Origin of the sequence: Pseudomonas sp. NBB (genome assembly GCF_032701105.1) — a bacterium.
Classification (GTDB): Bacteria; Pseudomonadota; Gammaproteobacteria; order Pseudomonadales; family Pseudomonadaceae; genus Aquipseudomonas; species Aquipseudomonas asiatica.
In genome coordinates, this window is sequence record NZ_CP103994.1 from 794667 (window position 1) to 819136 (window position 24470).

General features: G+C 64.1%; 21 protein-coding genes, 1 tRNA gene and 1 pseudogene. 12 read left to right on the plus strand and 11 right to left on the minus strand.

The window, feature by feature from the left end:
• Window positions 1-56 precede the first annotated feature (56 nt).
• Window positions 57-133: transfer RNA gene (locus NY023_RS03590), tRNA-Met, on the minus strand.
• 100 nt (window positions 134-233) lie between these two features.
• Window positions 234-806 (minus strand): annotated as a pseudogene (locus NY023_RS03595) (FecR family protein); the annotation flags it as partial.
• 182 nt (window positions 807-988) lie between these two features.
• On the opposite strand from NY023_RS03595, the gene NY023_RS03600 reads away from it, so the two are divergent.
• The 6 genes from NY023_RS03600 to NY023_RS03625 all read left to right on the plus strand — a co-directional run bounded on the left by NY023_RS03600 (window position 989) and on the right by NY023_RS03625 (window position 8160).
• Complete coding sequence (locus NY023_RS03600; protein ID WP_013970832.1) at window positions 989-2203, plus strand: MFS transporter; 1215 nt, start codon at window positions 989-991, stop codon at window positions 2201-2203.
• 187 nt (window positions 2204-2390) lie between these two features.
• Window positions 2391-2528 (plus strand): hypothetical protein, encoded by a 138-nt coding sequence (locus tag NY023_RS03605; protein ID WP_164842885.1) that lies wholly within the window; start codon window positions 2391-2393, stop codon window positions 2526-2528.
• An 83-nt stretch (window positions 2529-2611) separates the two neighbouring features.
• Window positions 2612-3790: an MFS transporter gene (locus tag NY023_RS03610; RefSeq protein WP_013970833.1), complete on the plus strand. Its 1179-nt coding sequence runs from the start codon at window positions 2612-2614 to the stop codon at window positions 3788-3790.
• A gap of 74 nt (window positions 3791-3864) precedes the next feature.
• Window positions 3865-4491, plus strand: a complete 627-nt coding sequence (locus NY023_RS03615; protein WP_013970834.1) for a DNA-3-methyladenine glycosylase family protein — start codon at window positions 3865-3867, stop codon at window positions 4489-4491.
• Between the two features lie 148 nt (window positions 4492-4639).
• The gene (gene ada / locus NY023_RS03620) at window positions 4640-5692 is read left to right on the plus strand and encodes a bifunctional DNA-binding transcriptional regulator/O6-methylguanine-DNA methyltransferase Ada (RefSeq protein WP_013970835.1); all 1053 of its coding nucleotides are present in this window, start codon (window positions 4640-4642) and stop codon (window positions 5690-5692) included.
• Window positions 5693-5748: 56 nt separating this feature from the next.
• Window positions 5749-8160, plus strand: a complete 2412-nt coding sequence (locus tag NY023_RS03625; RefSeq protein ID WP_024086244.1) for a DUF3772 domain-containing protein — start codon at window positions 5749-5751, stop codon at window positions 8158-8160.
• Between the two features lie 114 nt (window positions 8161-8274).
• Here NY023_RS03625 and NY023_RS03630 read toward each other — a convergent pair whose 3' ends face one another.
• The 5 genes from NY023_RS03630 to NY023_RS03650 form a co-directional block, all read right to left on the minus strand.
• Window positions 8275-9492, minus strand: coding sequence for a DUF3422 domain-containing protein (locus NY023_RS03630; protein ID WP_013970837.1), 1218 nt, complete (start codon window positions 9490-9492; stop codon window positions 8275-8277).
• 223 nt (window positions 9493-9715) lie between these two features.
• Entirely contained in the window at window positions 9716-9961 is a 246-nt protein-coding gene (locus NY023_RS03635) for a hypothetical protein (RefSeq protein ID WP_024086246.1), read from the minus strand.
• A gap of 420 nt (window positions 9962-10381) precedes the next feature.
• Window positions 10382-11812 carry an aldehyde dehydrogenase family protein gene (locus NY023_RS03640; RefSeq protein WP_013970839.1) on the minus strand — a complete coding sequence of 477 codons (1431 nt, stop codon included), beginning with the start codon at window positions 11810-11812 and terminating at the stop codon, window positions 10382-10384.
• Window positions 11813-11825: 13 nt separating this feature from the next.
• A complete protein-coding gene (locus NY023_RS03645) occupies window positions 11826-13325 on the minus strand; it encodes a purine-cytosine permease family protein (protein ID WP_013970840.1) in 1500 nt (499 codons plus the stop codon).
• 92 nt (window positions 13326-13417) lie between these two features.
• Window positions 13418-13807, minus strand: coding sequence for a YybH family protein (locus NY023_RS03650; RefSeq protein WP_013970841.1), 390 nt, complete (start codon window positions 13805-13807; stop codon window positions 13418-13420).
• Between the two features lie 431 nt (window positions 13808-14238).
• Between NY023_RS03650 and NY023_RS03655 the strand changes: the two genes are divergently transcribed.
• Window positions 14239-15258 carry a transporter gene (locus NY023_RS03655; RefSeq protein ID WP_013970842.1) on the plus strand — a complete coding sequence of 340 codons (1020 nt, stop codon included), beginning with the start codon at window positions 14239-14241 and terminating at the stop codon, window positions 15256-15258.
• A 15-nt stretch (window positions 15259-15273) separates the two neighbouring features.
• On the opposite strand, the gene ehuA is transcribed toward NY023_RS03655, so the two are convergent.
• The 4 genes from ehuA to ehuB form a co-directional block, all read right to left on the minus strand.
• Entirely contained in the window at window positions 15274-16068 is a 795-nt protein-coding gene (gene ehuA / locus NY023_RS03660) for an ectoine/hydroxyectoine ABC transporter ATP-binding protein EhuA (protein WP_164842880.1), read from the minus strand.
• A gap of 59 nt (window positions 16069-16127) precedes the next feature.
• A complete protein-coding gene (gene ehuD / locus NY023_RS03665) occupies window positions 16128-16784 on the minus strand; it encodes an ectoine/hydroxyectoine ABC transporter permease subunit EhuD (protein WP_003256382.1) in 657 nt (218 codons plus the stop codon).
• Entirely contained in the window at window positions 16781-17440 is a 660-nt protein-coding gene (ehuC, locus tag NY023_RS03670) for an ectoine/hydroxyectoine ABC transporter permease subunit EhuC (protein WP_013970844.1), read from the minus strand. Before ehuC ends, ehuD begins: the two co-directional genes overlap by 4 nt.
• A 62-nt stretch (window positions 17441-17502) precedes the next feature.
• Window positions 17503-18357 (minus strand): ectoine/hydroxyectoine ABC transporter substrate-binding protein EhuB, encoded by an 855-nt coding sequence (gene ehuB / locus NY023_RS03675; RefSeq protein ID WP_013970845.1) that lies wholly within the window; start codon window positions 18355-18357, stop codon window positions 17503-17505.
• Window positions 18358-18596: 239 nt separating this feature from the next.
• On the opposite strand from ehuB, the gene NY023_RS03680 reads away from it, so the two are divergent.
• From NY023_RS03680 to doeB, 5 genes are all read left to right on the plus strand, one after another.
• Window positions 18597-19991: a PLP-dependent aminotransferase family protein gene (locus NY023_RS03680; protein WP_031324447.1), complete on the plus strand. Its 1395-nt coding sequence runs from the start codon at window positions 18597-18599 to the stop codon at window positions 19989-19991.
• A 214-nt stretch (window positions 19992-20205) separates the two neighbouring features.
• Window positions 20206-21177 carry a hydroxyectoine utilization dehydratase EutB gene (gene eutB, locus NY023_RS03685; RefSeq protein ID WP_013970847.1) on the plus strand — a complete coding sequence of 324 codons (972 nt, stop codon included), beginning with the start codon at window positions 20206-20208 and terminating at the stop codon, window positions 21175-21177.
• 30 nt (window positions 21178-21207) lie between these two features.
• Window positions 21208-22200 carry an ectoine utilization protein EutC gene (gene eutC / locus NY023_RS03690; protein WP_013970848.1) on the plus strand — a complete coding sequence of 331 codons (993 nt, stop codon included), beginning with the start codon at window positions 21208-21210 and terminating at the stop codon, window positions 22198-22200.
• Window positions 22201-22236: 36 nt separating this feature from the next.
• Window positions 22237-23427: an ectoine hydrolase DoeA gene (gene doeA, locus NY023_RS03695; protein ID WP_013970849.1), complete on the plus strand. Its 1191-nt coding sequence runs from the start codon at window positions 22237-22239 to the stop codon at window positions 23425-23427.
• Between the two features lie 3 nt (window positions 23428-23430).
• Window positions 23431-24450 (plus strand): N(2)-acetyl-L-2,4-diaminobutanoate deacetylase DoeB, encoded by a 1020-nt coding sequence (gene doeB / locus NY023_RS03700; protein ID WP_013970850.1) that lies wholly within the window; start codon window positions 23431-23433, stop codon window positions 24448-24450.
• The last annotated feature ends 20 nt before the right edge of the window (window positions 24451-24470 follow it).

Consider the following 24470-nt stretch of genomic DNA (forward strand, 5'->3'; position numbering starts at 1 on the left):
TATTTTTCGCAGGCAAAGAAAAAGGGCTTACCTTGCGGTAAGCCCTTCGTCTTGTTTGGTGGCTACACAGGGACTTGAACCCCGGACCCCAGCATTATGAATGCTATGCTCTAACCAACTGAGCTATGTAGCCGATGGCGCGCATTATTCTCTTGAACGGCCCCCCTGTCAACACTCATTTCAAAAAAAATTTGCACGCTTTCAAAAACTTAGCGGCCAGGCCCGGGTTCTGCCTTGCCCAACGGCATGTCACCGGCTTTCAACTGCCCGCTGCGCCAGCCATCGGCGGCCTTGAGGTCGGCTTTCCGTACCGGGCCGATATGCGCGCCATCGAAGGTTACCCGCTCACCCATCGATACCATGCGCTGTTCGCTGCCTTGGATAACCATGGCCTTGCCACTGAGCACCACCAGTTCGTCATGGCCTGCATGGCGGGCGACCTGCAGGCGGGTACCGAACACCTGGATGCGCGCGTCGCCCACTGCTATCTCCATGGCCCTGCCGTCGAGCATCACTTCCAGGTATACCCGGCCCTGCACCAGGTGCAGTTGGCGCGTGCGGCCACGCAGGTCGGCGTTCATCGCACTGGCGCTGCCCAGGTGCAGGGTGGTGCCATCGGCCAGGCGGATGCTGCGGCGTTCACCTGCATCGGTATGCAATTCGCTGCCCAGGCGCTGTATCAGCGGCCAGTACAGGTAGGCGGTAGCGGCCAGCCCCAGGAGGAACAATAGCGCCAGCCATTTGCCCAGATGGCTGCGGTGCGCGTTGATCTGCCGTGGACGGACGCGAACGGGCATTGGGCTCATTGGGTTGGTGTGCTCGTGATTAGGGCCGTTTCGCCCAACGATGACGGGTGTTTTGGCCAAGGATGCTAATTATATTGAGAACCATTTTCAAGTGTGTCGCGGACAAAGGAAATAAAAGGTAGCTATGTATCTATTTGTTTTCCGATAATCGGATCCCAAACTACGGACGGAGATTCAGGCACATGGCTATCAGTAGCGCCTCCACGGCGCCCACCAGTGCGGCGGCGAGCCAATCCACGCCGCTGGTGATGCGCATAATCGGTTTCTGCGCCCTGGCGCACCTGATCAATGACCTGATCCAGTCTGTGCTGCCGGCGATCTACCCGATGCTCAAGGCCAACTACGACCTGAGTTTCGCCCAGATCGGCATGATCACCCTGACGTTCCAGATCACCGCCTCGCTGCTGCAGCCTTGGGTCGGCTTCTTTACCGATCGCCGACCGGCACCGAACCTGCTGCCACTGGGCACCCTGTGTACCCTGGTGGGTATCGTGATGCTGGCCTTCGTCGGCAGCTTCCCGATGATTCTGCTGGCCTCGGCCCTGGTGGGTATCGGTTCGTCGACCTTCCACCCGGAAACCTCGCGTATTGCGCGCCTGGCATCGGGCGGGCGCTTCGGCCTGGCCCAGTCGACCTTCCAGGTCGGTGGCAACACCGGGTCGGCTTTGGGGCCGCTGCTGGCGGCAGCCATTGTCATTCCGTTCGGCCAGAGCCACGTGGCCTGGTTCGGCCTGGCTGCGCTGTTCTTTCTCGGCGTCACCCTGATGCTGCGTGGCTGGTACAAGGAGCACCTCAACCAGGCCAAGGCGCGCAAGGCTGTGCAGGCGACCCACGGCATTTCCCGCGGGCGGGTGGTGGCGGCGCTGATCGTGCTGGGCCTGCTGGTGTTCTCCAAGTACTTCTACATGGCCAGCTTTACCAGCTATTTCACCTTCTACCTGATCGAGAAGTTCGATGTGTCGGTGGCCAGCTCGCAGCTGCACCTGTTCCTGTTCCTTGGTGCGGTGGCGGCGGGTACCTTCTTTGGCGGGCCGATCGGTGACCGCATCGGGCGCAAGGCCGTGATCTGGTTTTCGATCCTTGGCGTGGCGCCGTTCACCCTGGTGCTGCCGTATGCCGATCTGTTCTGGACCACCGTGTTGAGCGTGGTGATCGGCTTTATCCTGGCTTCGGCGTTTTCCGCGATCGTGGTGTATGCGCAGGAGCTGGTTCCGGGCAGCGTGGGCATGATTGCCGGGATCTTCTTCGGGCTGATGTTCGGCTTTGGTGGCATCGGTGCGGCCTTGCTGGGGTATGTGGCGGACCTGCGTGGCATCGAGTACGTGTACGAGGTGTGTTCGTTCCTGCCTTTGTTCGGGTTGCTGGCGGTGTTCTTGCCAAGTACCGGCAAGCGCTGATATTGCCGGGGCTGCTTTGCAGCCCATCGCGACACAAGGCCGCTCCTACAGGGGGACTGCGTACTGTTGTAGGAGCGGCCTTGTGTCGCGAAACGGCCTCGTAGAGGCCCCCTGGGCAATTGACGAGCCAACCTGCGGTGGCCTAGAGTCCGCCCTTTCTTCAACCACCTGCGTAGTAGTCAAAGCAATGTGCCGTACCCAGTCCCTGCCGAACGCCCGCCAGCCTGCCTTCCAGGCCCTGCGTCGTGCGTGGCCGCGCGACACGGTGCTCAAGCGTCGCCGCAGCGTGCTGTTTGCCTTCACCTTCTCGCCACACCTCGCCTGAACTGATCTGCGCTTTCGCGTCGCTCGCCGCCCTGGCGTGCGCGCCTGTGTCTGCACGTCTTTTCGGTTTGCAAGGAGTGGTACATGAACATGCGTTTGCTGGCGGGCCTGTTGTTCGCCGTTTCGGTCGTGGGTTTCAGTTTGGGGGCCAGCCTGCCGCTGGTGTCGTTGCGCCTGCATGAAGCCGGTGCGAGCACCCTGGAAATCGGCATCATCTCGGCCATCCCCGCTGCGGGCATGATGCTCTCGGCGTTCCTGGTCGACGCCTGCTGTCGCCACCTGACCCGGCGCACCATCTACCTGCTGTGCTTCAGCCTGTGCACGCTCAGCATTGCCTTGCTCGAGTCGGCGTTCGGCTCGCTGTGGCAGCTGGCGCTGTTGCGCCTGGGCCTGGGGCTGGGCATGGGTATCGCCATCATCCTTGGCGAGTCGTGGGTCAACGAACTGTGCCCGGAGCACAACCGCGGCAAGATCATGGCCCTGTACGCCACCAGCTTCACCGGCTTCCAGGTGCTCGGCCCGGCAATGCTGGCGGTGCTGGGCGCCGACAGCCCGTGGATCACCGGTGTGGTCACCGCCTGCTATGGCCTGGCGCTGCTGTGCATCGTGCTGACCGTACCCAACGACCATGTCAAACATGAAGAGGGTGAAAAGAGCTTCGGCCTGGCCGGTTTCTTCCGTGTGGCGCCGGCGCTATGCGTGGCGGTGCTGTTCTTCTCGTTCTTCGATGCCGTGGTGCTGTCGCTGCTGCCGGTGTATGCCACCAGCCATGGCTTTGCCGTGGGCGTGGCGGCGCTGATGGTGACCGTCGTGTTTGCCGGTGACATGTTGTTCCAGTTGCCGCTTGGCTGGTTGGCCGACCGGGTGGAGCGCACCGGGCTGCACCTGGTATGCGGGCTGCTGGCGATGGCGATCGGTATCGGCCTGCCCTGGCTGCTGAACCTGACCTGGTTGCTATGGCCGCTGCTGGTGCTGCTGGGCGCCGTGGCAGGCGGCATCTATACCCTGGCGCTGGTACTGATCGGGCAGCGCTTCAAGGGGCAGGACCTGGTTACCGCCAATGCCAGCGTGGGTTTGCTGTGGGGTGTGGGTAGCCTGGTCGGGCCGCTGGTCAGCGGTGCGGCGATGGATGTGGCGCCGCATGGTCTGCCCATCGCGCTGGCGCTGATGGCCGGGTTGTTCGTGTGCTTTGCCCGGCAGTCGTACCGGCGCACGGTGCGGTTGCGGGGCGATGGTGCCGAGCAATACCCTGCCAGGAATTAGCCGCGCAAGAATCGGCGTTTGTCCGATGAACGGCTGCGTTAAGCTGGGCCTGCAATCGACCCGTTGGAGGTGCCATGATCCTGTCCGACCTATCGCCTGAAGCCTACCGTGAGGCCACTGAATACCTTGCGGCGCTCGACCCGGACTGGTCGCGGCATATCGAGGCGACCGGGCCTTGCCTGCACCAGGCCACGCCGGGGCGTGAGCCTTACGAAGTGCTGGTGCGAGCGATTGCCTACCAGCAGTTGCATGCCCGTGCTGCCGAGGCAATTCTTGGGCGCTTGCTGGCGTTGTTCCCGGAGGCTGCGTTCCCAGGGCCGGAGCAGTTGTTGGCGGTTACACCGGAAACCATGCGCGCCTGTGGTTTTTCCGCGAGCAAGATGGCGACGATCCAGGGTATTGCCCAAGGCCGGCTGGATGGCCTGGTGCCGAGCCGGGAAGAGGCGCTGGCCATGGCTGACGAGGCGTTGATCGAACGGCTGGTGGCATTGCGCGGGGTAGGGCGGTGGACGGTGGAGATGTTGCTGATCTACAGCCTGGCGCGTTCGGACGTTCTGCCGGTCGACGATTTTGGCGTACGCGAGGGGTATCGGCGGCTGAAGGGGCTGGACAAGGCGCCGACGCCGGCGCAAATGCGTTCGCTGGGTGGCGGCTGGCGGCCATACCGCACCGTGGCGGCCTGGTACCTGTGGCGGGCTTGAGGTTTTGCACTGCCTGTGCCGGCCTCTTCGCGGGCAAGCCCGCTCCCACAGGGATATCCACAGCCTTGAAAGGCTATGCAGTACCTGTGGGAGCGGGTTTACCCGCGAAAGGGCCGGCACAGGCAACAACCTATCTGGACATTTACCAATGAACCCCTACACCACCCCCGACCAACGCTGGCAAGCCGTAGAATCCCGCGAAACCGCCGCCACCGGTCACTTCGTCTACGCCGTGCGCACCACCGGCATCTACTGCCACCCCGGCTGCAAATCGCGTCTTGCCAAGCGAACCAATGTCGAGTTCTACGACACCCCAGCTGCCGCCGAAACCGCCGGCTACCGCGCCTGCAAACGTTGCACCGCCACCACCAGCGCCACCCGCCATAGCCAGCTGGTCACCCGCGCCTGCCGCCTGATCGAAGCCACCGACCCGGCACCCAGCCTCGACCAACTCAGCGCCCAACTGGCCGTCAGCCCTTTTCACCTGCATCGCCTGTTCAAGGCCGAAACCGGCTTGACCCCCAAGGCCTATGCCACCGCTTTCCGTGCCCGGCGCCTGCGCGCTCACCTGGAAGATGGCCAGCGCTCTGTCACCGATGCCATTTATGACGCCGGCTACAACTCCAGCAGCCGTTTCTACGAAAGCGCCGACCAGCGCCTGGGCATGCGTCCGCGGCAATACCGCGCCGGCGGCGCCGGGGCAACCATCCACTTCGCCCTTGGCCAATGCTCCTTGGGTGCCATCCTGGTGGCCCAGAGCGAGAAGGGCATTTGCGCGATCCTGCTGGGTGACGATCCCGAGGCCCTGCTGCACGATCTGCAGGACCAGTTCCCCAAGGCCCACCTGGTCGGCGGCGACAGTGCTTACGAACGGTTGGTCGCCGAGGTGGTGGGATTCGTCGAAGCACCCGCGCTGGGCCTGGCCCTGCCACTGGATGTGCAAGGCACTGCGTTCCAGGAGCGGGTGTGGCAAGCCCTGCGCGAGGTGCCGGCCGGCAGCCGGGTCAGCTACACCGACATCGCCGAGCGCATCGGCGCGCCCAAGGCGGTGCGTGCGGTGGCCATGGCCTGCGCGGCCAACCACATCGCCGTGGCCATCCCCTGTCATCGGGTGGTCCGCCGCGACGGCGACATCAGTGGTTACCGCTGGGGCATCGAGCGCAAACAGCAGTTGCTCAAACGAGAAACGGCACTCTCCTGATCGCGTGAAGCCGCGTAGAATCCCCCGCCAAATCGAATTGTAAAGAGGAATATTCGATGAGGCGTGTCAGCCTTGCCCGTTATTGTCCAGGCCTGATGGTTTTCATGGCCCTGATGCTGGCCATTGCCAGCCCGGCCTGGTCGGCCCCGGCCACGCCATTGTCCAATCTGGCGGTTGCCGAAGCGGACGTGCTGGATGAAAACGCCAGCATCGAGCAGTTGAGCGAGCGGCTGGACCAGATACGCCAGGGCGTTACCAGCGACGCCAATGACGATCTGCTTTCGCAGTTGCGCCTGGGCGCAATGCAGGTGCAGCGTCAGGCCGACGCGTTGACTGCCCTGCGCACCACTGATGTTGAAAAAGTCGACGACAAGCTCAAGGTCATCGGCCCGGTCCAGCCGGACGAGGCGGCTACCCTGACCCAGCAGCGTAAAGCGCTGGAGGCCGAGAAGAAGGCCTTGGTGGCGCAGCAGGACCAAGCCTCCAAGCTGACCCAGTCGGCGCGCGACTTGTCCACGCAAATCGTCAACCTGCGCCGCAGCCAGTTCAACTCGCAGATCACCAGCCGCGCGGCCTCACCGCTGACCCCGGCATTCTGGCAGAGCATCATTCGCCCCACCCAGGACGATGTGGCACGCCTGCGTGACCTGCGTGGTGAGACGGCTGATGCCATCGGCAGTGCCTTCAGCGCTGAAAATCGCTGGTTGTTCATTACCAGCCTGGTGGCGGCAATCCTGGTCTGGACCTTGGTGCGCCGCGTGCTCGAGCGCCTTCTCGCCGGCGCCATGGTCAGCTGGCTGCCCGAAGGCCGCCTGCGCCGCAGTGCGCTGGCGCTGGGTGTCAGCCTGGCAACCTTGGGCACCATCGCCGGCTCGGTCTCGCTGCTGCGTTGGGGGCTGGAGAGCAGCGCCGAGTTGGGCGCCGATATCGCCAGCCTGGCCAATCATGTACTTGCCCTGGTGGTGTTCAGTGCCTTCATCACCGGCCTGGGCCGCGCCATGCTGATGCTGCAGCGTCCGTCCTGGCGCCTGCCGCCTATTCACGATGAAGTGGCCAGCGCCCTGGGCTGGTTCCCCAAGGTGCTGGCGTTGGCGCTGATGGTCATGATGACCATGGAACGCATCAACAGCGTGATCGGTGCCAGCCTGGCGCTGACCGTGGCGGTCAACGGCCTGACCGCGCTGGTAGTGGCGTTCACCTTCGCCGGTGCGCTGCTGCGTTACCGCCGCACCCTGCGCAAGCATGACCTGGAGCGCCCCACAGGCCTGGCCGGGCTGATCCCGTTCGTGATGGTGATCTGGCTTACGTTGATCCTGCTGGCCTTGCTCGCCGGTTACCTGACACTCGCCTACTTCCTCACCGCCAAGCTGCTGTGGGTCAGCCTGGTGATTACCTGTGCCTACCTGCTGACCACATTCTTTGGCGACCTGTGCGAAACCCTGCTGTCGCCCCGCCAGCCCGGCGGCCTGGCGCTGGCCTCGACCCTGGGCCTGGCGCCACGTCACCAGGCCCAGGCCAGCACCATCCTGGCCGGTATCGGCCGCACCGTGGTGCTGTTCCTGGCGTTGTTGCTGGCACTGATGCCGTCGGGCACCAGCCCCAGCGAACTGCTGTTGAGCCTGGGTGATTGGGACGAGACCGGTGGCAAGCTGCTGGGCAACATGAACATTGTCCCCCAGGACATTCTGTTGGCAGTGGTGATGTTCCTCGGCGGCCTGTTCGCCATCCGCGTGGTCAAGCGCTGGCTGAGCGATCGCCTGCTGCCGGAAACCGACATGGACGCCGGCATGCGTGCCTCGCTGGTGACTCTGGTGGGTTACCTGGGCTTCATCTTCCTGGCCATGCTGGTGATGTCGACCCTGCGCATCAACCTCACCAGCCTGACCTGGGTGGTCAGTGCCCTGTCGGTGGGTATCGGTTTCGGCTTGCAGCAGATCGTGCAGAACTTCATTTCCGGCCTGATCCTGCTGACCGAGCGCCCGGTCAAGGTGGGCGACTGGGTCAGCCTGGCGGGTGTCGAGGGCGACATTCGCCGTATCAACGTGCGCGCCACCGAGATCCAGATGTCCGACCGCTCGACGGTTATCGTGCCCAACTCGCAGTTCATCTCGCAGAACGTGCGTAACGTGACCATGGGCAACGCCCTGGGCGTGGTCGGCATTACCCTGACCATGCCGCTGGAGACCGATGCCAACCGCGTGCGTGAACTGCTGCTGGCGGCTTACCAGGAGCACGAGGCGATTCTGGATGCGCCGGCTACCTCGGTCACCTTCAAGGACCTGACCAGCAGCGGCATGGTGATAGGTGTGAGTGGTTACGTGGCGGGGCCGCGGCAGGTGTCCGGTACGCGCAGTGACCTGTTGTTTACCATCCTTGGGCGCCTGCGTGATGAAGGTATTGCCCTGTCGTCGCCGCAGAGCATGGTGTTGGTGCAAGAGAATGCACGGCCGGCTGACGAGCCGGTGTGAGCATCGGGGGCTGCGTTGCAGCCCATCGCGACACAAGACCGCTCCTACAGGAAATGTGCAGTCCCTGTAGGAGCGGCCTTGTGTCGCGATAGGGGCGCAAGGCGCCCCCAACCCTCAATGCTGCTTGGCCTGCCTGATCCTCAGCAAAATCACCAGTAACACCAACAGCACAGGCGGCGCCATGGCCAACAGCCCATCCCGCGCCGTCAGCCCCAACCCCAGCACATTCAGCCCGCCATACAGCAGCTTGAACAAGTTCAGCAGGTAGTAGGTGATGGCAATGATCGACAGCCCCTCAACCGCCCGCTGGATCTTCACCTGGGCATCGGCCCGGGCATTGAGGCTGCGCAGGATCTCGGCGTTCTGCTCTTCCATTTCCACCTGTACCCGCGCCTGCAACAGGTCGCCCAGGTTGGCCACGTTCTTTGCCAGCTGCTCCAGGCGCTGCTCGGTGGCCGCGCAGTAGCGCACGGTTGGCTTGAACCGGCGTTCGATGAAAACCCCCAGGCGCTGGCAATCGCCCACATGGCTTTCCCGCAGCTCGCCCAGGCGTTCGAACACCAGTTGCGCATAGGCTTGCGTGGCGCCGAAGCGGTGGCGGGTTTTCACCGTACGGCTGACCACCTGGCGTGACAGGTGGGCAATGGCTTCCAGCAAGCCTTTGGAATCATGGTCATCGACACCGGCACTTCGCTCCGAGAGGTTGACCAGGGTCTTGTCGAAGGCATCCAGTTCCTGGCTGAGGTCCTTGGCCGTGGTCAGGGTCAGCGAGGCCATCATGCGGTAGGTCTCGATCTCCAGCAGACGGCGGATCATGCGGCCCTGTCGGTAGGCATTGAGGCGACGGTTGATGAACAGGAAGCGGTTGGTGCCGTCCTCGGTCAGGCGAAAATCGCTCCACACCACCGCATCGCCACCGCCGACGCAGGAGCCGCACGGGTCCTTGAAACCGTAGTGGGGCAGGTCCAGTTCGTGTTCGTCACGGACCAGCACCTGCACCGCATTGATCACTTGCGCCGCTTGCGGGGCGATAGCCTCGGCCAGCACCGGCGGCAGCGTTTGCCACTCGGTGTCGGCGGCAGTGCAGGGCACCACCAGGGTCAGGGTGAAGAACTCGGTGTGCCGTTCCCATTTGAACGGATGGCCATCCAGGCGGGTGATGCCTTGGGCGGCTGCGGTGTCCAGGGCATCCGGGCAGCATCGTTGCAGCAGTGCCGCACAGGCAGCATCGCCGCCGAGCAAGGCCAGGTGGAAGACATGCGCCGGGCCGTCGAAATACAGCGACGGGCGGGCGTGCAGTTCGTTGTGCAAGGCGGTGCGTTGAGGGTGCATGGGTGGTCCGGCCTGGTGTTGTGATTGTGGGGGTACCAGGAAGTGGGACTTTGCGGTGGGCGGGCAAAGTCACGCGGACGCAAAGTTTTGTATCGCCTGTGCCGGCCTCTTCGCGGGTAAACCCGCTCCCACAGGTACGGTGCTGCCCTTCAGGCCTGCGCTATCACTGTGGGAGCGGGTTTACCCGCGAAGAGGCCGGTGAGCCCGGCATCAATTCCAGGCCTTACTCGCGGTTCAACAGCAACTGGTTGAGCGCCCGGGTCATTTGCACGTTATGCACGGTATTGACCAACAACCCGATGCCCGGTTCGCCAGCGTTGGCGCAGATGTATTCGTCGAGGGTGTCCTCAATGCCGAGCAGCAATTGCGAGACGTAACGAAGTGCCTCGGGTGAGGGCAAGTCGTTGTTGATGGTGTAGAACGGGCGGGAGCCAGGTTTTACAGGTGGATCGGGCACAAGTTTATTCATTGCGTTTCCCTAGGTCGGTCAGGAGCTACCACCTCATTCCCTCTCACAGGATCGGGTGGCAGCCGTACGCGGGGTGAGAGACCGGAGACCTAGGAACCCGGCCAGGACCAAGCCTGCCCGCGCACAGCTACCGTTGAGGTTGCAACCAGATCAGCACGGGCTCTCACACCCGGTCGCCATTTGTGACGACCCAGGGAAATTAGCCCTGATGCTCCTGTTCAACAACAGAGAAACGGCTGCGGCGCGGGTAGGATAATTCCCAAGCTACTTCCAGCTGAAGCATTTGGTTTCAGGTTGGGAAAAGTCTTACATCTGAGGGGGGCAAGGCGAGGGCTTCGCCCTCGATCGCCGGCAAGCCAGCTCCCACAGGGATGGCATATGGCTTGCCGGCGAAAGGGCCGCAAAGCGGCCCCGGAAATCTCAACCCAGACAGCGCGTCACATGCTTGACCGACTGGTAGGCCGACAACCCCCAAGGCCCCAGCTCACGCCCGATCCCGCTACCCTTGGTGCCACCCCACGAGGTCTCGACGAACACCGCCTGCACCGAGTTGATCCACACATGGCCAACCTCCAGCGCATCGGCCACCCGCTCGGCGCGCTCCAGATCGGCGGAGCACACCGTAGCCACCAGCCCGAAGCGGCTATCGTTGGCCTCGGCAATCGCCTGTTCCTCGGTCGCAAAGCGACGCGCGCACAGCACCGGGCCAAAGATTTCCTCGGTCCACAGGCGGCTGTCTTTCGGCACATCGGCATACAGCGTCGGGCTGACGAACCAGCCATCACGGTCCAGCGCCTTGCCACCGGCCAGGCACTGCAGGCCTTCTTCCCGCGCCGTGGCAAAGTAGCCGGCCACCTTCAGCCACTGCGCCTGGCTGGTCAGCGGCCCCATGTCGACCTCTTCGGTCAATGGATTACCGACCCGTAGCTGCTCCAGTGCGGCCTGCAAACGCGGCAGCAATGCATCGGCAATGCCGTCCTGCACCAGCAGCCGCGAAGTGGCCGAGCACATCTGCCCGGCGTTCCAGGTGATGCCGGCGACGATCCATTCCACTGCCTGGCCCACGTCGCAATCATCGAACACCACGATCGCCGACTTGCCGCCCAGCTCCAGCGTCACCGGCCGGCACTGCGCCGAAGCGCTGCGCATTACCTGGCTGCCGACACTATTGCTGCCGGTGAACGACAGCTTGTCCAGGCCATTGTGGTTGCTCAGTGCAGCGCCGGTTTCGGCCTTGCCGTTGACGATGTTCAACACCCCGGCCGGCAGCTCCAGGGCATCGGCGATCTGGCCATAGGCCTGTTCGATCAGCGGGGTGACTTCCGATGGCTTGAGCACCACGGTGCAACCAGCGGCCAGGGCCGGGGCGAGCTTCCAGGCGCTGGTCACTAGCGGGAAATTCCACGGTACGATCAGGCCGACCACGCCCACTGGTTCCAGGCGGGTGCGAGCGCTGAAACCCGGCGCAGCCAGCGGCACATCGCGGTTCTTCGATGGCAGTTGCTCGGCCAGTTCGGCGTAGTAGCCGAAGGTGGCGATGGCGTCGTCCAGGTCGATTTCCGCCTCGTGACGTGGCTTGCCGTTGTTGCGCATCTGCAAGGTGATCAATGCTTCACGGCGCTGCCCGAGTTGTTCGGCAAAGCCGCGCAGGTAGGCGGCGCGTTCGCTGGCGCTGGTGTTTTTCCAGGCGGGTAGGGCGCCACGGGCAGCGGTCACTGCCTGGTCTACCTGGGCGACGCTGGCGGCCTTCAGTTCGGCAAACGGTTGCCCAAAGGCCGGGTCATTGACGCTGATGCAGTCGCTGCCCTGGCCTTCGACCCAGCGGCCGGCGATGTAGTGGGAAGTGGTCATGGTCGGTTTCCAGTCAGGCCGTTTCGGCGGTGGTTACCGGCGAGTGCGCGGTGCTTTTGCAACGCACCCAACGCGGGCCCTGGGGGCCATACACGCCGGCAGGTTCGGGGAACAGGTTGAGCAGCAGCAGGTACAGCACACCGGCCAGCCCCAGGGTGACCGGCAGGCTCAGGTCGATGCCGCCGGCCAGGTCGCCCAGTGGGCCGACGAACTGTCCTGGCAGGTTGACGAAGCACAGGCCCACCGCCGCGCTGGGGATCCACGCCCCCATGCCGCGCCAGTTCCAGCCATGCAGGAACCAGTAGTGGCCGCCACGCTGGCCGCGGGTGAACACCTGCAGGTCGTCGGCATGGTAGAAGCCGCGGCGGGTGATCAGGCCGAGGATCATGATCACCATCCACGGGCTGGTGCAGGTGATGATCAGCACAGCGAAGGTCGACACGCTCTGCACCAGGTTGAAGGTGAAGCGGCCGATGAAGATGAAACCGATAGCCAGCACGCCAATCAGCAGGGTGGCGCCGGCACGGCTGAGCAGGCGTGGGAACACGCTGGACATGTCCAGGCCAGTACCGTACAGCGCGGTGGTGCCGGTCGACATGCCGCCGATCACCGCAATCAGGCACACCGGCAGGAAGAACCAGCTTGGCGCCACCGCCAGCAGGCCACCGACGTAGTTGTTGGCGGCGATGTAGTCCGGCGCCTGGGTGGCCACCAGGGTGGCGGTGCACAGGCCGAACAGGAACGGGATCAGTGTCGCGCCCTGGGCCGCGATCACTGCCAGCATGATGCGAGCCTTTGGGGTTTCACGCGGGATGTAGCGTGACCAGTCGCCGAGGAACGCACCGAACGACACCGGGTTGCTCATGGCCAGGATCGCCGCACCGACGAATGCCGCCCAGAAGCCCGCCTGGCCGAGGTTTACGCTACCCGCATAACCGGCGTCGAACGGCCCGGCAAAGGCAACGATGCCCAGCAGGAACAGCAGGCTCGAGGCCCACACGGCGATTTTGTTGACCCACAGCATGAAGCGGAAGCCAAAGATACACACCACCAGCACCAGCACCGCGAACAGGCCGTAGGCCAGGCCCAGGGTCAGGTCGGTTTCCGGCAGGCCGGCCAGGCGCTTGGCACCGCCGACCAGGGCGTCGCCCGAGCTCCACACCGACAGCGAAAAGAATGCCACCGCGGTGAGCAGCGACAGGAACGAACCGACGATGCGCCCGTGCACGCCAAAGTGCGCACCCGACGACACCGCGTTGTTGGTGCCGTTGAGCGCGCCGAACAGGCCCATGGGCGCGAGGATCAGCGCGCCTACGCCGACGCCGAGCAGGATCGCCCACACGCCGGCCTGGAACGACAGCCCGAACAGCACCGGGAAGCTGCCCAGCACGGCCGTGGCGAAGGTATTGGCGCCGCCGAAGATCAGGCGGAACAGGTCCAGCGGGGAGGCGTCGCGTTGATCGTCGGGGATCTGTTCGACGCCGTTGGTCTCGATACCGGTCGAGTGGCTCATGGTGATGCTCCAGCGCGGTTGTTGTGGGCCGGCGCAGTGCGCGGGCCTTCTTGTGGGTGCGATGGCAGGGCGGCAGGGCCGCGTAAAGGGGATCAGGCCGGCGATACGACCGACAGGTGCTCGTGGCAGGCCAGCCACCGTTCGCCGTGGCGGCGGAAGACAATGGTTTCGCGCTCGCTCAACTGGTGTTCTTCGCCGGCGATGCGGATGTGCGTGGCCACATCATGCATGAAGATCGCCATGTCACCTTGCAGGCTCACCTGGGCATTGCCCGATTCGCAGGCGAGCACGGCAAACCCGTCGGCCTGCCATTGGGCCCAGAGTTGCTCGTAGGCATGGCGCGACAGCAGCGGTTGCGGCAGGGTGTGGAAAAGGAAGGTGGCGTCTTCGCTGAAGCAGGCGAAATAGCGAGCGGTGTCGTTGCTGGCGAACGCCGCAACGAGGTCGGCGGCGGCTTGCCGTACCTGGAGTGTCTGGTCCACGGGAGTGGCCTCACGGTTCTTGTGATTGTGGTGAAGCGATTCTGGTGGCGGTTGGCGAGGGGAAAAATCGCTGCGGGCAAATAATCAGTTCAGGAATTTGTGAAGTGATGGAGGCGCTTTCTCAGGTTTCGCACTGCGCATCCTGTGGGAGCGGGTGTGCCCGCTCTCATAAGGCTGCACATAACTCATTGAATTAGCAGGGACCCTGTGGGAGCGGCTTTAGCCGCGAACACCGGCGCAGCCGGTGCCATGCACCGCGTTGGATTCTTCGCGGCTAAAGCCGCTCCCACAGGGTATGCGGACCGCTTGCGAATTCGGCTCTCTACGCGACAGCGCAGCCCAAAGGGCTTTCAGCTATCCAGCTGTCATCTGACTGCAACGAATATTCAGCAACCTTTCTGCCATCTCCCCGTGCCTCATTGCGAGTTCGAATGGGCCATCCCGCGCTGCATCTGCCACAGGACCACGACCTGTTCGGCCTGCTCTACGCCTTCGCCTTCCGCCCTGGCCAGCCGGGGCGCGAAATCGATTCGGCGCAGTTGTTGCGCACGCTCGGCCAGCCGCTGGAACCTGGCGAGTTTCTCTGGGTGCACCTGAACCTGGCCCACGCTGCCTGCGAACGCTGGTTGCGTACCCACCTGCAGTTGCCCGAAGCCTTCTTCGAAACCCTGCGCGAAGGTTCGCGCTCGACCCGTATCGAACACGCCGACTCGACGCTGCTGGCGGTGGTCAACGATGTGGTGTTCAACTTCGGCCTGGTGTCCTCGGACATCTCCACGCTGTGGGCCTGCGCCAGCAGCCAGTTGCTGGTAAGCGCGCGGTTGCAGCCGCTGCATTCGGTGGACAAGCTGCGCTCGTCGGTCAAGCATGGCGAGCGCTTTCATTCGTCCATCGAGTTGCTGGTCCATCTGTTGCGCGACCAGGGCGATGTGCTGACCCAGATCGTGCGTGAAACCACCACCAGCGTCGACCGCATCGAAGACCAGTTGCTGTCCCAGCGCCTGAGCGACAACCGCGCCGAACTGGGCAGCATGCGCCGGGTGCTGGTGCGCTTGCAGCGCCTGCTGGCGCTGGAGCCGGGGGCGCTGCTGCGCCTGCTCAACCGGCCGCCCGACTGGCTGCAGGAACAGGACATACGCCAGCTGCGCGCGGCCACAGAAGAGTTCACCCTGGTGATCAGCGACCTCACCGCCCTCGGTGAGCGGATCAAGCTGTTGCAGGAAGAAATCGCCGCCAAGCTCAACGAACAGACCAACCGCACCCTGTTCACCCTGACCGTGGTGACCGTGCTGGCGCTGCCCATCAACATCATCGCCGGTTTCTTCGGCATGAATGTCGGGGGTGTGCCGCTGGCGGAAAACCCCCATGGTTTCTGGGTGCTGGTGGCCCTGGTGGCGACCTTCACCGTGCTGGTGGGGCGCTGGGCGTTTCGCAAGCGGCGCGAGTACTGACGCGACGATCGCCGGTCAGTTCGCCTCCCGCACTGCACTGAGGAACGCCCGGGTCCGCTCCTGTTGCGGGTTTTCGAAGATCTGCGCCGGCGTCCCCTGTTCGTGGATCTGCCCCTTGTAGAAGAAGCACACCCGATCCGCGAACTCCCTGGCAAAGCCCATCTGATGCGTCACCATCAGCATGGTCAGGTTGTGTTCGCTGCCCAACCGGCGGATCACGTTCAGCACCTCGCCACACAGTTCCGGGTCCAGCGCCGAGGTCACTTCGTCGAACAGCATCACCTTGGGTCGCATCGCCAGCGCCCGGGCAATCGCCACGCGTTGTTGCTGACCTCCGGACAATTGCGACGGGTAATGCTCGAACTTGTTGCCCAGGCCAACCATCTCCAGCAGCTCCGCAGCCCGTTCGCGCGCCTCGGAGGGCTTCACGCCCAGTACCTGGACCGGGGCTTCGATCACGTTCTGCAAGGCACTCATGTGCGGGAACAGGTTGAAACTCTGGAACACCATGCCGATCTTCGCGCGCACTTTGCGTACATGGCGCTCGTTGGCGATGAGCTGCTGGCCGTTGCGCCCGGGCATGTGGGTGAGCGATTCGCCATCGACTTCGATCATGCCCTGGTCAATGCCTTCAAGCGTCATCAGTACCCGCAGCAACGTCGATTTGCCCGAGCCGCTGGGGCCGATGATCGCCACCTTTTCGCCGGGGGCGACATCGAGGTTGAGGCCGTCGAGCACGGTGAAGCTGCCGTAGCGTTTGGTCACGTCCTTGAAGCTGACGATCGGTTGGGCAATGGCCGGTGTGGGCATGTGGGTGTCCAGCGGCTGGGTGGCGGTGGCAGTGGCGAAGTGGGTCACAGGGGCGATCATCAGCGGAGCTCCAGGCGCACTTCAAGGCGCCGAACGAGGTAGGCCAGAGCGACGCTCAAGGCCAGGAAGAACAGACCGACCAGGGTGATCGGCTCGAGGTAGCGGAAGCTTTCGGAGCCGACGTTCTTGGCCTGCTGCATGATTTCCACCACGGTGATGGCCGACAGCACCGGGGTGTCCTTGAGCATGGCGATCAGGTAGTTGCCCAACGGCGGCAGGATCGGGCGAATCGCCTGGGGCAGGATGACTGCCCGGTAGGCGGTCCACGGCGCGAAGTTGAGGGCGACCACCGCTTCCCACTGGCTGCGCGCCACCGAGTCGAGGCCGCCGCGGTAAACCTCGGCCAGGTAACAGGCGTAGTGCACGCCGATACCGATGATGCCGGCCTGCATGGCCGTCATGTTCACCCCGTAGTTGGGCAGCACGTAGTAGAGGAAATACACTTGGATCAGCAGCGGCGTACTGCGGATGAACTCGATCAGCAATGCCACCGGCCACGACAGCCAGGCCTGGCGGCTGCGTCGGGCAATGGCCAGGAACAGGCCCAGCACCACTGCGATCAGGAAGCCAACCAAGGTGATGCCCAGGGTTTTCAGCGACGCCTGCAGCAAGTCGGGGAGGATTTGCGCGACGTAGTTCCAGTCCCAGAAATTCATGACAGGCTCCCCCGCAGGCGACCACGGCTCAGGCGCCGTTCGACCCGACGCATGAGGAAGTTGATGACCTGCGCCAGGACGAAGTAGAGCAGCAGGGTGAGGCTGAAGATTTCCAGGGTCTGGAAGGTCGCCTGGTCCAGCTGACGGGCGCGGAAGCTAAGGTCCGACAGGGTGATCAGCGACACCAGCGAGGTGTTCTTCAGCAGTTCGATCAGCAGGTTGGTGCCAGGTGCGATGGCCGCCAGCAATGCCTGCGGCAGGATGATCCGCCGGAAGCGGGTGGTGGCGGGCATGTTCAGCGCGGTGCAGGCTTCGTACTGCCCCTTGGCCACCGAGCTGATCGCCCCGCGCATCACTTCGGCACCGTAGGCACCGATGTGCAGCCCGAGGCCGACGATGGCCACGGTGTAGGCGCTGAGTTCGACGTTGAACGGTGGCAGCGGCAATACGAAGAACAGCCAGAACAACTGCACCAGCAGCGAGGTTCCACGGAACAGCTCGATGTAGGCCACGCACAGCCAGCTCAATGGCCGCCATGACGAACGCCGGCCGAGGGCGGCGAGGATCGCGGCGACGATGGCCAGCAGCGAGCCGAAGAAGGTCACCTGGATGGTGATCCAGGCGCCTTGCAGTAACAACGGTATCAATTCACCCATGGTTCGACCTGAATAATCGGATTACACAGGGAATGGCACGGCAAGCGCCATGCCACCTCGATTCACTGCTGGGCACAGAGCTCGGCGGCGGTCTTGTCAGTCACGTTGCTGCGGTCGAAGCCGAACGGCGCGACGGTCTTCAGATGCTCCTCGCTGCCCAGCCACTTCTTCATCTCGGCGTTGACCGCGTCGCGCAGGGCTTTGTCCTCGGGGCGGAAGGCCAGGGCACCGTAGCCGGTGTGGGCCGGGTCATCCGTGAAGTCGCTGATCGCCTCGACCTTGTCGCCACCCTTTTTCGCCAGGCCCTTCATGGTCAGCTGGGTGCCCACGGCAGCATCGGCGCGGCCGGCACGCACGGCCTGCAACTGGGCGGTGGTGTCCGGCACCTGAAGGATCTGCGCATCGGTGATGCCGGAGTCGCGGGCATAGGCGAGGTTGACCGTGCCGGCCATGATCGCCAGCTTCACGTCCGGGCTCCTGGCGATGTCGGCGTAGCTGTGCAGGTTCTTCGGATTGCCCTGTGCCACCAGCAGGGTGTCGGGCAGGGCGTACTGCGGGTCGGTGAAGATCACCTGCTTGCAGCGTGCGGGGGTGATGTACATGCCTGCTGCAATCACATCGAAGCGCCCGGCGCGCAAGCCCGGGATCAACGAACCCCACTCGGTGAGCACGCCATCGACCTGCTTGATGCCCATTTTCTCGAAGATGATCTTGGCGATTTCCGGTGACTCACCGGTTACACGGCCATCGGTTTCGGTGAAGGCGAACGGGGTTTCGTTGGCGTAGCCGATGCGGATGCGGCTGGTTTCCTTGATCTCGTCCAGGCTGGCGGCCTGGGCGCTGGCGAGCACACCGACGGCGGCACAGGCCATCAGCAGGCGCTGGAAGGGGCGTGGAACGTTGAAAGGCTGGCTCATCAATGAAGCTCCTGTTTGTTATAAAAACCGTCGTCGACGGCTCTGTGTTAGGAGGCAGTGGAGCAAAACAGCGATAGCAGGTCGGTCTTTTGTTCGAGGCTGCCAGGCAGCGGGAGTTCGACCTTGGGGCGAGCATACAAAAGCTGAAACGGCGATGGCATTGCACTAGGACAATTGCCCGAAGCACTTGTACGGGGGATGCTGTGACCCTGGCCCCGGCAAGCGAAGCGAACCTCATGATGAACAGTTGGAAGGCAGCCCTGGACGCGGCCCGCATCGGCGAGTCCAAATACAAGATCCTGGTCCAGGCCGTCACCGGCGAGATCGAGCGCGGCGTATTGGTACATGACCAGCGCCTGCCACCGCAGCGACAGGTAGCCGATGCCCTGGGCATCAGCGTGCAGACCGTGACCAATGCCTACAAGGAACTCGAGCGCCAAGGCCTGGTACGTTGCGAGATCGGCCGTGGCAGTTTCGTCAGCCGGCGCATGAGCGACCGTGTGTCGGATGACATCATCGACCTGCCCGAGCGTACCCTGGTCGACTTCTCCATCACCCGCATCCTGCACACCCAGGTGCATGAGCGCATCTGGCGCGACACTTGCGCCGAGCTGGCCGTGGAAGAGGAGCAGCCGTGGATCCATGCCTACCGGCCCATCGCCGGTTTCGAGAGCCACCGCGAGGCCGCGGTGCGCTGGCTTGCCGGCCTGGGCATGCAGGTCGAGCGTGACGATGTGCTGGTAACCAACGGCGCCGCCCACGCCATCTTCCTGGCCCTGGCCTCGCTGGCCGGGCCGGATGATGTGGTGCTGTGCGAGGGGTTGACCGACCATGGCGTGATCGGCAATTCACAGGTGCTCGGTTTCACCCTCAAGGGCCTGGAGATGGACCGCGAGGGCATCAACCCGGAACATTTCGAGGACATCTGCAGCAACGAGCGGGTGACCGCGCTGGTGTGCACACCCAACCTCAACAACCCGACCGTCAGCCTGATGCCCGACAGCCGGCGCCAGGAGATTGCCGAAATTGCCCGGCGCTTTGGCGTGCATATCATCGAAGATGACGTTTACGGCCCGCTACTGGGTGGCAGCCATGCCAGGCCGCTCAGTTCCTATGCGCCGGAGCTGTCGTTCTACTGCACCAGCATGACCAAATCGGTGCTTACCGGCCTGCGCGTGGGCTATCTGGCCATGCCCAAGCGGCTGGCGCTGCGCACCGAGAGCATCTTGCGGGTCAACAGCTGGATGGCCACGCCCCTGGTGGCGGAGATTGCATCGCGCTGGATCAACGACGGGCGCGCGGCGCAACTGGTGGCGCTGCAGCGCACCTTGCTGGGCGAGCGTCAGGCGTTGTTGCGTGAGTACCTGGGGGAGTATGTGCGTGGTCAGCACGCCCATGCCTTGGGTGCCTGGCTGAACATTCCCGAGCGCTGGGAAGTGGACAGCCTGGTGCGTGCCTTGCGCCGCCGGCAGATTGCGGTGACGCCGCCGGAGCCGTTCCTGGTGCGCGGTACACCGCGGCCACGGGCCGTGCGCTTGTGCGTGGGCGCCGAGTGTTCCGAGGCAAAGTTGCGCCAGGCCTTTGGCGATATGCGGGAGTTGTTCGGGCAGTATCCGCAGATCCACGAGCTTTGAGCGGCCTGTACCGGCCTCTTCGCGGGTAAACCCGCTCCCACAGGAATCGCGCATTTCCTGAACCCCGCACGGAACCTGTGGGAGCGGGTTTACCCGCGAAGAGGCCGGTACAGGCAAAAACAAATTCCCCGGCAAATTGCCCTAGTACATTCAGCACGACAATTTTCGCCTCATACACTCCGCCCAACATCAGCTCACTTGTTGGGTCCCGGTCATGTCAGCGCTCTCGCTTCACGATCTCTACCTCGCCCGCCAGCGTATCCACGGCCTGGTGCGCAGCACGCCGCTGGAACTTTCCCCCAGCCTGTCACGGCGCCTGGGCACGCCGGTCTACCTGAAGCTCGAGGCCCTGCAGACTACCGGCAGCTTCAAGCTGCGCGGGGCCAGCAATGCCATCGCCGCACTCAGCGCTGAACAACGCGCTTGCGGCGTGGTTACGGCCTCCACCGGCAATCACGGCCGGGCGGTGGCCCACGCTGCTGCGCAACTGGGCGTGAAGGCAACCGTGTTTCTTTCGCAACTGGTGCCAGCCAACAAAGTCCAGGCCATCCGCGATCTGGGCGCCGAAGTGTGCATCGTCGGCCACTCCCAGGACGATGCCCAGCAGGCCGCGCAACAACATGCCGATCAACAGGGCGCAACCCTGATCCCACCTTTCGATCACCCTCAGGTCATCGCCGGCCAGGGCACGTTGGGCCTGGAAATCATCGAGCAGTTGCCCGAGGTGGAGCAGGTGCTGATTCCGCTCTCCGGTGGTGGCCTGTTCGCAGGTGTGGCGTTGGCCATGAAAAGCATCAAGCCGGCGATCACCACCCATGGCATCAGCATGCAGCGCGGCGCGGCGATGTACGCCAGCCTGCAGGCCGGCAGGCCGGTCGAGGTTGAGGAGCTGCCGACACTCGCTGACTCGCTCGGCGGCGGCATCGGCCTGGGCAACCAGCACACCCTGAACATGACCCAGCGTCTGCTCGACCAACTCCACCTGCTGCCGGAAGCGTCGATCGCCAATGGCATGCGCCACGCCTACCAGCACGAACGGTTGGTACTCGAAGGTGCCGGTGCAGTCGGCATCGCCGCGCTGCTCGACGGCTTGGTGACGGCCCGCGGCCCGGTGGTGGTGGTGGTCAGCGGGCGCAACGTCGACAGCGCACAGCATCAGCGCGTCATCAATGGCGGCGACGCCTGAAATTCACGTTCCTTCACTGGAGGTATTCGAATGCCGGCCATCACCTTGCTCAGCGAAGCCGACCTGCGTAGCTGCATTACCCTCGACCGCGACGCGATCGATGCCATCGAGCAGGCCTTTGCCCTGCTTGCCACGGCCAATGTGGCGATGCCGCCGATCCTGCGCCTGGATGTGCCCGAGCACAACGGCGAGGTGGACGTGAAAACCGCCTACCTTCCTGGTCTGGAGCGTTTCGCGATCAAGGTCAGCCCAGGCTTTTTCGACAACCCCAAGCTTGGCCTGCCCAGCCTCAACGGCATGATGATGCTGCTGTCGGCCCGCACTGGCCTGCTCGATGCCTTGCTCCTCGACAATGGCTACCTCACCGCCGTGCGCACCGCTGCAGCCGGTGCGGTGGCTGCCCGCTGGCTGTCGCGGCAGGACAGCCGCAGCGTGGCCTTGATCGGCAGTGGCGAACAGGCACGCCTGCAGCTGCAGGCACTGCGCCTGGTGCGGCCGATCGAGCAGGTCAAGGTGTGGGGGCGCGATGCGCAGAGAACCGCAGCGTTATGTGATGACCTGGGGCGCGATGGGCAACTGCAGGTACAGGCCTGCGACAGTGTCGACCAGGCCATGCAGGCGGTCGATATCGCCATCACCTGCACCCCCAGCCGCGAGCCGCTGATCCAGCCGCATCACCTGCAACCGGGGCTGCACATCACTGCCATGGGCTCGGATGCCGAGCACAAGAACGAGATCGCGCCCATGGCCCTGGCCCGGCTCGACCGTTATGTGGCCGACCGCCTGAGCCAGACCCGCGTGCTGGGCGAACTGCACCACGCCTTGCGCGCTGGCGTGGTCAGCGAACAGGCCGTTCATTCCGAGCTGGGCCAGATCATCGCCGGCCTGCACCCGGGCCGTGTGCAGGCCGAAGAGGTCACCCTGTGCGACCTGACCGGCACCGGGGCCCAGGACACCGCCATCGCCAACCTTGCCTTCGAACGCGCAATCGCCGCCAACAAAGGCCTGGCGTTTCACAGCTGACAGTTTTCACAACCCACTCACAAGAAGGGCATCCGTATGTCACAGACAGTGGTCAACCTGCCGTTCAGCCGGCAGGAGTACGCCCAGCGCCTGGCCAAGACCCGCGCTGCCATGCAGGCACAGGGCCTGGAGCTTTTGCTGGTTACCGATCCATCGAACATGGCCTGGCTCACCGGCTATGACGGCTGGTCGTTCTACGTGCACCAGTGCGTGCTGCTGGCGCTCGATGGCGAGCCGATCTGGTTTGGCCGCGGCCAGGACGCCAATGGCGCAAGGCGCACGGTGTTCATGCAGCACGACAACATCGTCGGCTACCCGGATATCTATGTGCAGTCACGCGAGCGCCACCCGATGGACTACCTGTGCCAGGAGGTGATTCTGGCCAAGGGCTGGGGCGGCCTGAGCATCGGCGTGGAGATGGACAACTACTACTTCAGCGCGGCGGCCTACCAGGCGCTGTGCAAGCACTTGCCGCAGGCGCGCTTCAGCGATGCCGCCGGGCTGGTCAACTGGCAGCGGGCGGTCAAGTCGCCGCAGGAAATCGAATACATGCGTATCGCCGCGCGCATCGTCGAACAGATGCACGGGTGCATCCTCGAACGCATCGAGCCCGGCATGCGCAAGAACGAGCTGGTGGCCGAGATCTACCGCAGCGGCATCCTCGGTGTCGATGGCCACGGTGGCGACTACCCGGCCATCGTGCCGTTGTTGCCGACTGGCGCTGATGCCAGCGCGCCGCACCTGACCTGGGACGATTCACCGTTCACCCGCGGCGCCGGCACGTTCTTCGAGATTGCCGGCTGCTACAAGCGCTACCACTGCCCGCTGTCGCGTACCGTGTACCTGGGCAAGCCGCCGCAACACTTTCTCGATGGCGAAAAGGCGGTGGTCGAAGGTATCGCGGCCGGCCTCGATGCCGCGCGGCCAGGCAATACCACCGGTGACATCGCCAGGGCGTTCTTCCGTGTGCTGGAGAAGTTCGGCATACACAAGGACAGCCGCTGTGGTTACCCGATCGGTATCAGTTACCCGCCAGATTGGGGCGAGCGCACCATGAGCCTGCGCCCGAGCGACACCAGCGTGCTGCAACCGGGCATGACCTTCCACTTCATGCCGGGGCTGTGGATGGACGACTGGGGCCTGGAGATCACCGAAAGCATCCTCATCACCGAGACCGGGGTCGAGACCCTGTGCAACGTGCCGCGCCAGCTGTTCGTGAAGGACTGACCCATGAATGCAATCGCTCAGGCCGCCGCCACGGTGGCCAACCCGATCACCTGTACCTTGGATTTCGAGCAGGACGGTGTGCAGCACGGCTTCCTCAAGCTGCCGTACTCGCGTGACGACTCGGCCTGGGGGGCGGTGATGATTCCGCTGACGGTGGTCAGGAATGGCAGTGGCCCTACTGCCTTGCTCACTGGTGGCAATCACGGTGATGAGTACGAAGGCCCGGTGGCGCTGAGCAAGCTGGCTCAGCAGCTGCAGCCCGAGCAGGTAAACGGGCGGGTGATCATCGTGCCGTTCATGAACACACCGGCGTTCCAGGCGGGCACCCGTACTTCGCCGATCGACCGGGGCAACCTCAACCGCAGCTTCCCTGGCCGGCCTGATGGCAGCGTGACGGAAAAGATCGCCGATTATTTCCGGCGCACCTTGCTGCCGTTGGCCGATATCGTCCTGGACATCCACTCCGGTGGTCGCACCCTCGATTTCCTGCCGTTCGCTGCATGCCATGTGCTGCCCGACAAGGCCCAGCAGGCCCGCTGTGAAGCCGGCATGCAGGCCTTCGCCGCGCCCTACAGCATGCGCATGCTCGAGCTGGATGCGCAGGCGATGTACGACACCGCGGCAGAAGAGCAGGGCAAGGTGTTCATCACCACCGAACTGGGCGGTGGTGGCACCTCCACGGCGAAAAGCGTGGCCCTGGCGGAGCGCGGCGTGCGCAATGTGCTGATTCACGCCGGCATCCTTGCCGGCGAAGTGGAGCAGGGCGAGACAACCCTGCTGGACATGCCCGATGGCGATTGCTTCATCGCCAGCGAGCACGACGGATTGCTGGAGATGTGCCGCGACCTGGGCGAAACGGTCAGCCAGGGCGAAGTGATCGCCCGTATCCATGACATCCGCCGCACCGGCAGCGCCCCGGTCGAGTACCGCGCCCGACGCAATGGCTTGCTCGCAGCCCGGCACTTTCCCGGCCTGGTGCAGTGCGGCGACACCCTGGCGGTGATAGCCGACGTACTGGCCTGAACCTGGCGCCACGACAACGA

Excerpts from the sequence above, each read along its gene's own strand:
- NY023_RS03645 (WP_013970840.1), bottom strand. The coding sequence starts at position 13,325 with ATGAGCCACTCGACCGGTATCGAGACCAACGGCGTCGAACAGATCCCC.
- ehuD (WP_003256382.1), bottom strand. The coding sequence starts at position 16,784 with ATGAATTTCTGGGACTGGAACTACGTCGCGCAAATCCTCCCCGACTTG.
- NY023_RS03610 (WP_013970833.1), top strand. The coding sequence starts at position 2,612 with ATGAACATGCGTTTGCTGGCGGGCCTGTTGTTCGCCGTTTCGGTCGTG.
- NY023_RS03655 (WP_013970842.1), top strand. The coding sequence starts at position 14,239 with ATGGGCCATCCCGCGCTGCATCTGCCACAGGACCACGACCTGTTCGGC.
- ehuA (WP_164842880.1), bottom strand. The coding sequence starts at position 16,068 with ATGCCCACACCGGCCATTGCCCAACCGATCGTCAGCTTCAAGGACGTG.
- eutB (WP_013970847.1), top strand. The coding sequence starts at position 20,206 with ATGTCAGCGCTCTCGCTTCACGATCTCTACCTCGCCCGCCAGCGTATC.
- NY023_RS03615 (WP_013970834.1), top strand. The coding sequence starts at position 3,865 with ATGATCCTGTCCGACCTATCGCCTGAAGCCTACCGTGAGGCCACTGAA.
- NY023_RS03605 (WP_164842885.1), top strand. The coding sequence starts at position 2,391 with ATGTGCCGTACCCAGTCCCTGCCGAACGCCCGCCAGCCTGCCTTCCAG.
- NY023_RS03640 (WP_013970839.1), bottom strand. The coding sequence starts at position 11,812 with ATGACCACTTCCCACTACATCGCCGGCCGCTGGGTCGAAGGCCAGGGC.
- NY023_RS03635 (WP_024086246.1), bottom strand. The coding sequence starts at position 9,961 with ATGAATAAACTTGTGCCCGATCCACCTGTAAAACCTGGCTCCCGCCCG.
- NY023_RS03680 (WP_031324447.1), top strand. The coding sequence starts at position 18,597 with ATGAACAGTTGGAAGGCAGCCCTGGACGCGGCCCGCATCGGCGAGTCC.
- doeA (WP_013970849.1), top strand. The coding sequence starts at position 22,237 with ATGTCACAGACAGTGGTCAACCTGCCGTTCAGCCGGCAGGAGTACGCC.
- NY023_RS03600 (WP_013970832.1), top strand. The coding sequence starts at position 989 with ATGGCTATCAGTAGCGCCTCCACGGCGCCCACCAGTGCGGCGGCGAGC.
- eutC (WP_013970848.1), top strand. The coding sequence starts at position 21,208 with ATGCCGGCCATCACCTTGCTCAGCGAAGCCGACCTGCGTAGCTGCATT.
- ehuC (WP_013970844.1), bottom strand. The coding sequence starts at position 17,440 with ATGGGTGAATTGATACCGTTGTTACTGCAAGGCGCCTGGATCACCATC.
- doeB (WP_013970850.1), top strand. The coding sequence starts at position 23,431 with ATGAATGCAATCGCTCAGGCCGCCGCCACGGTGGCCAACCCGATCACC.
- ada (WP_013970835.1), top strand. The coding sequence starts at position 4,640 with ATGAACCCCTACACCACCCCCGACCAACGCTGGCAAGCCGTAGAATCC.
- NY023_RS03625 (WP_024086244.1), top strand. The coding sequence starts at position 5,749 with ATGAGGCGTGTCAGCCTTGCCCGTTATTGTCCAGGCCTGATGGTTTTC.
- ehuB (WP_013970845.1), bottom strand. The coding sequence starts at position 18,357 with ATGAGCCAGCCTTTCAACGTTCCACGCCCCTTCCAGCGCCTGCTGATG.
- NY023_RS03630 (WP_013970837.1), bottom strand. The coding sequence starts at position 9,492 with ATGCACCCTCAACGCACCGCCTTGCACAACGAACTGCACGCCCGCCCG.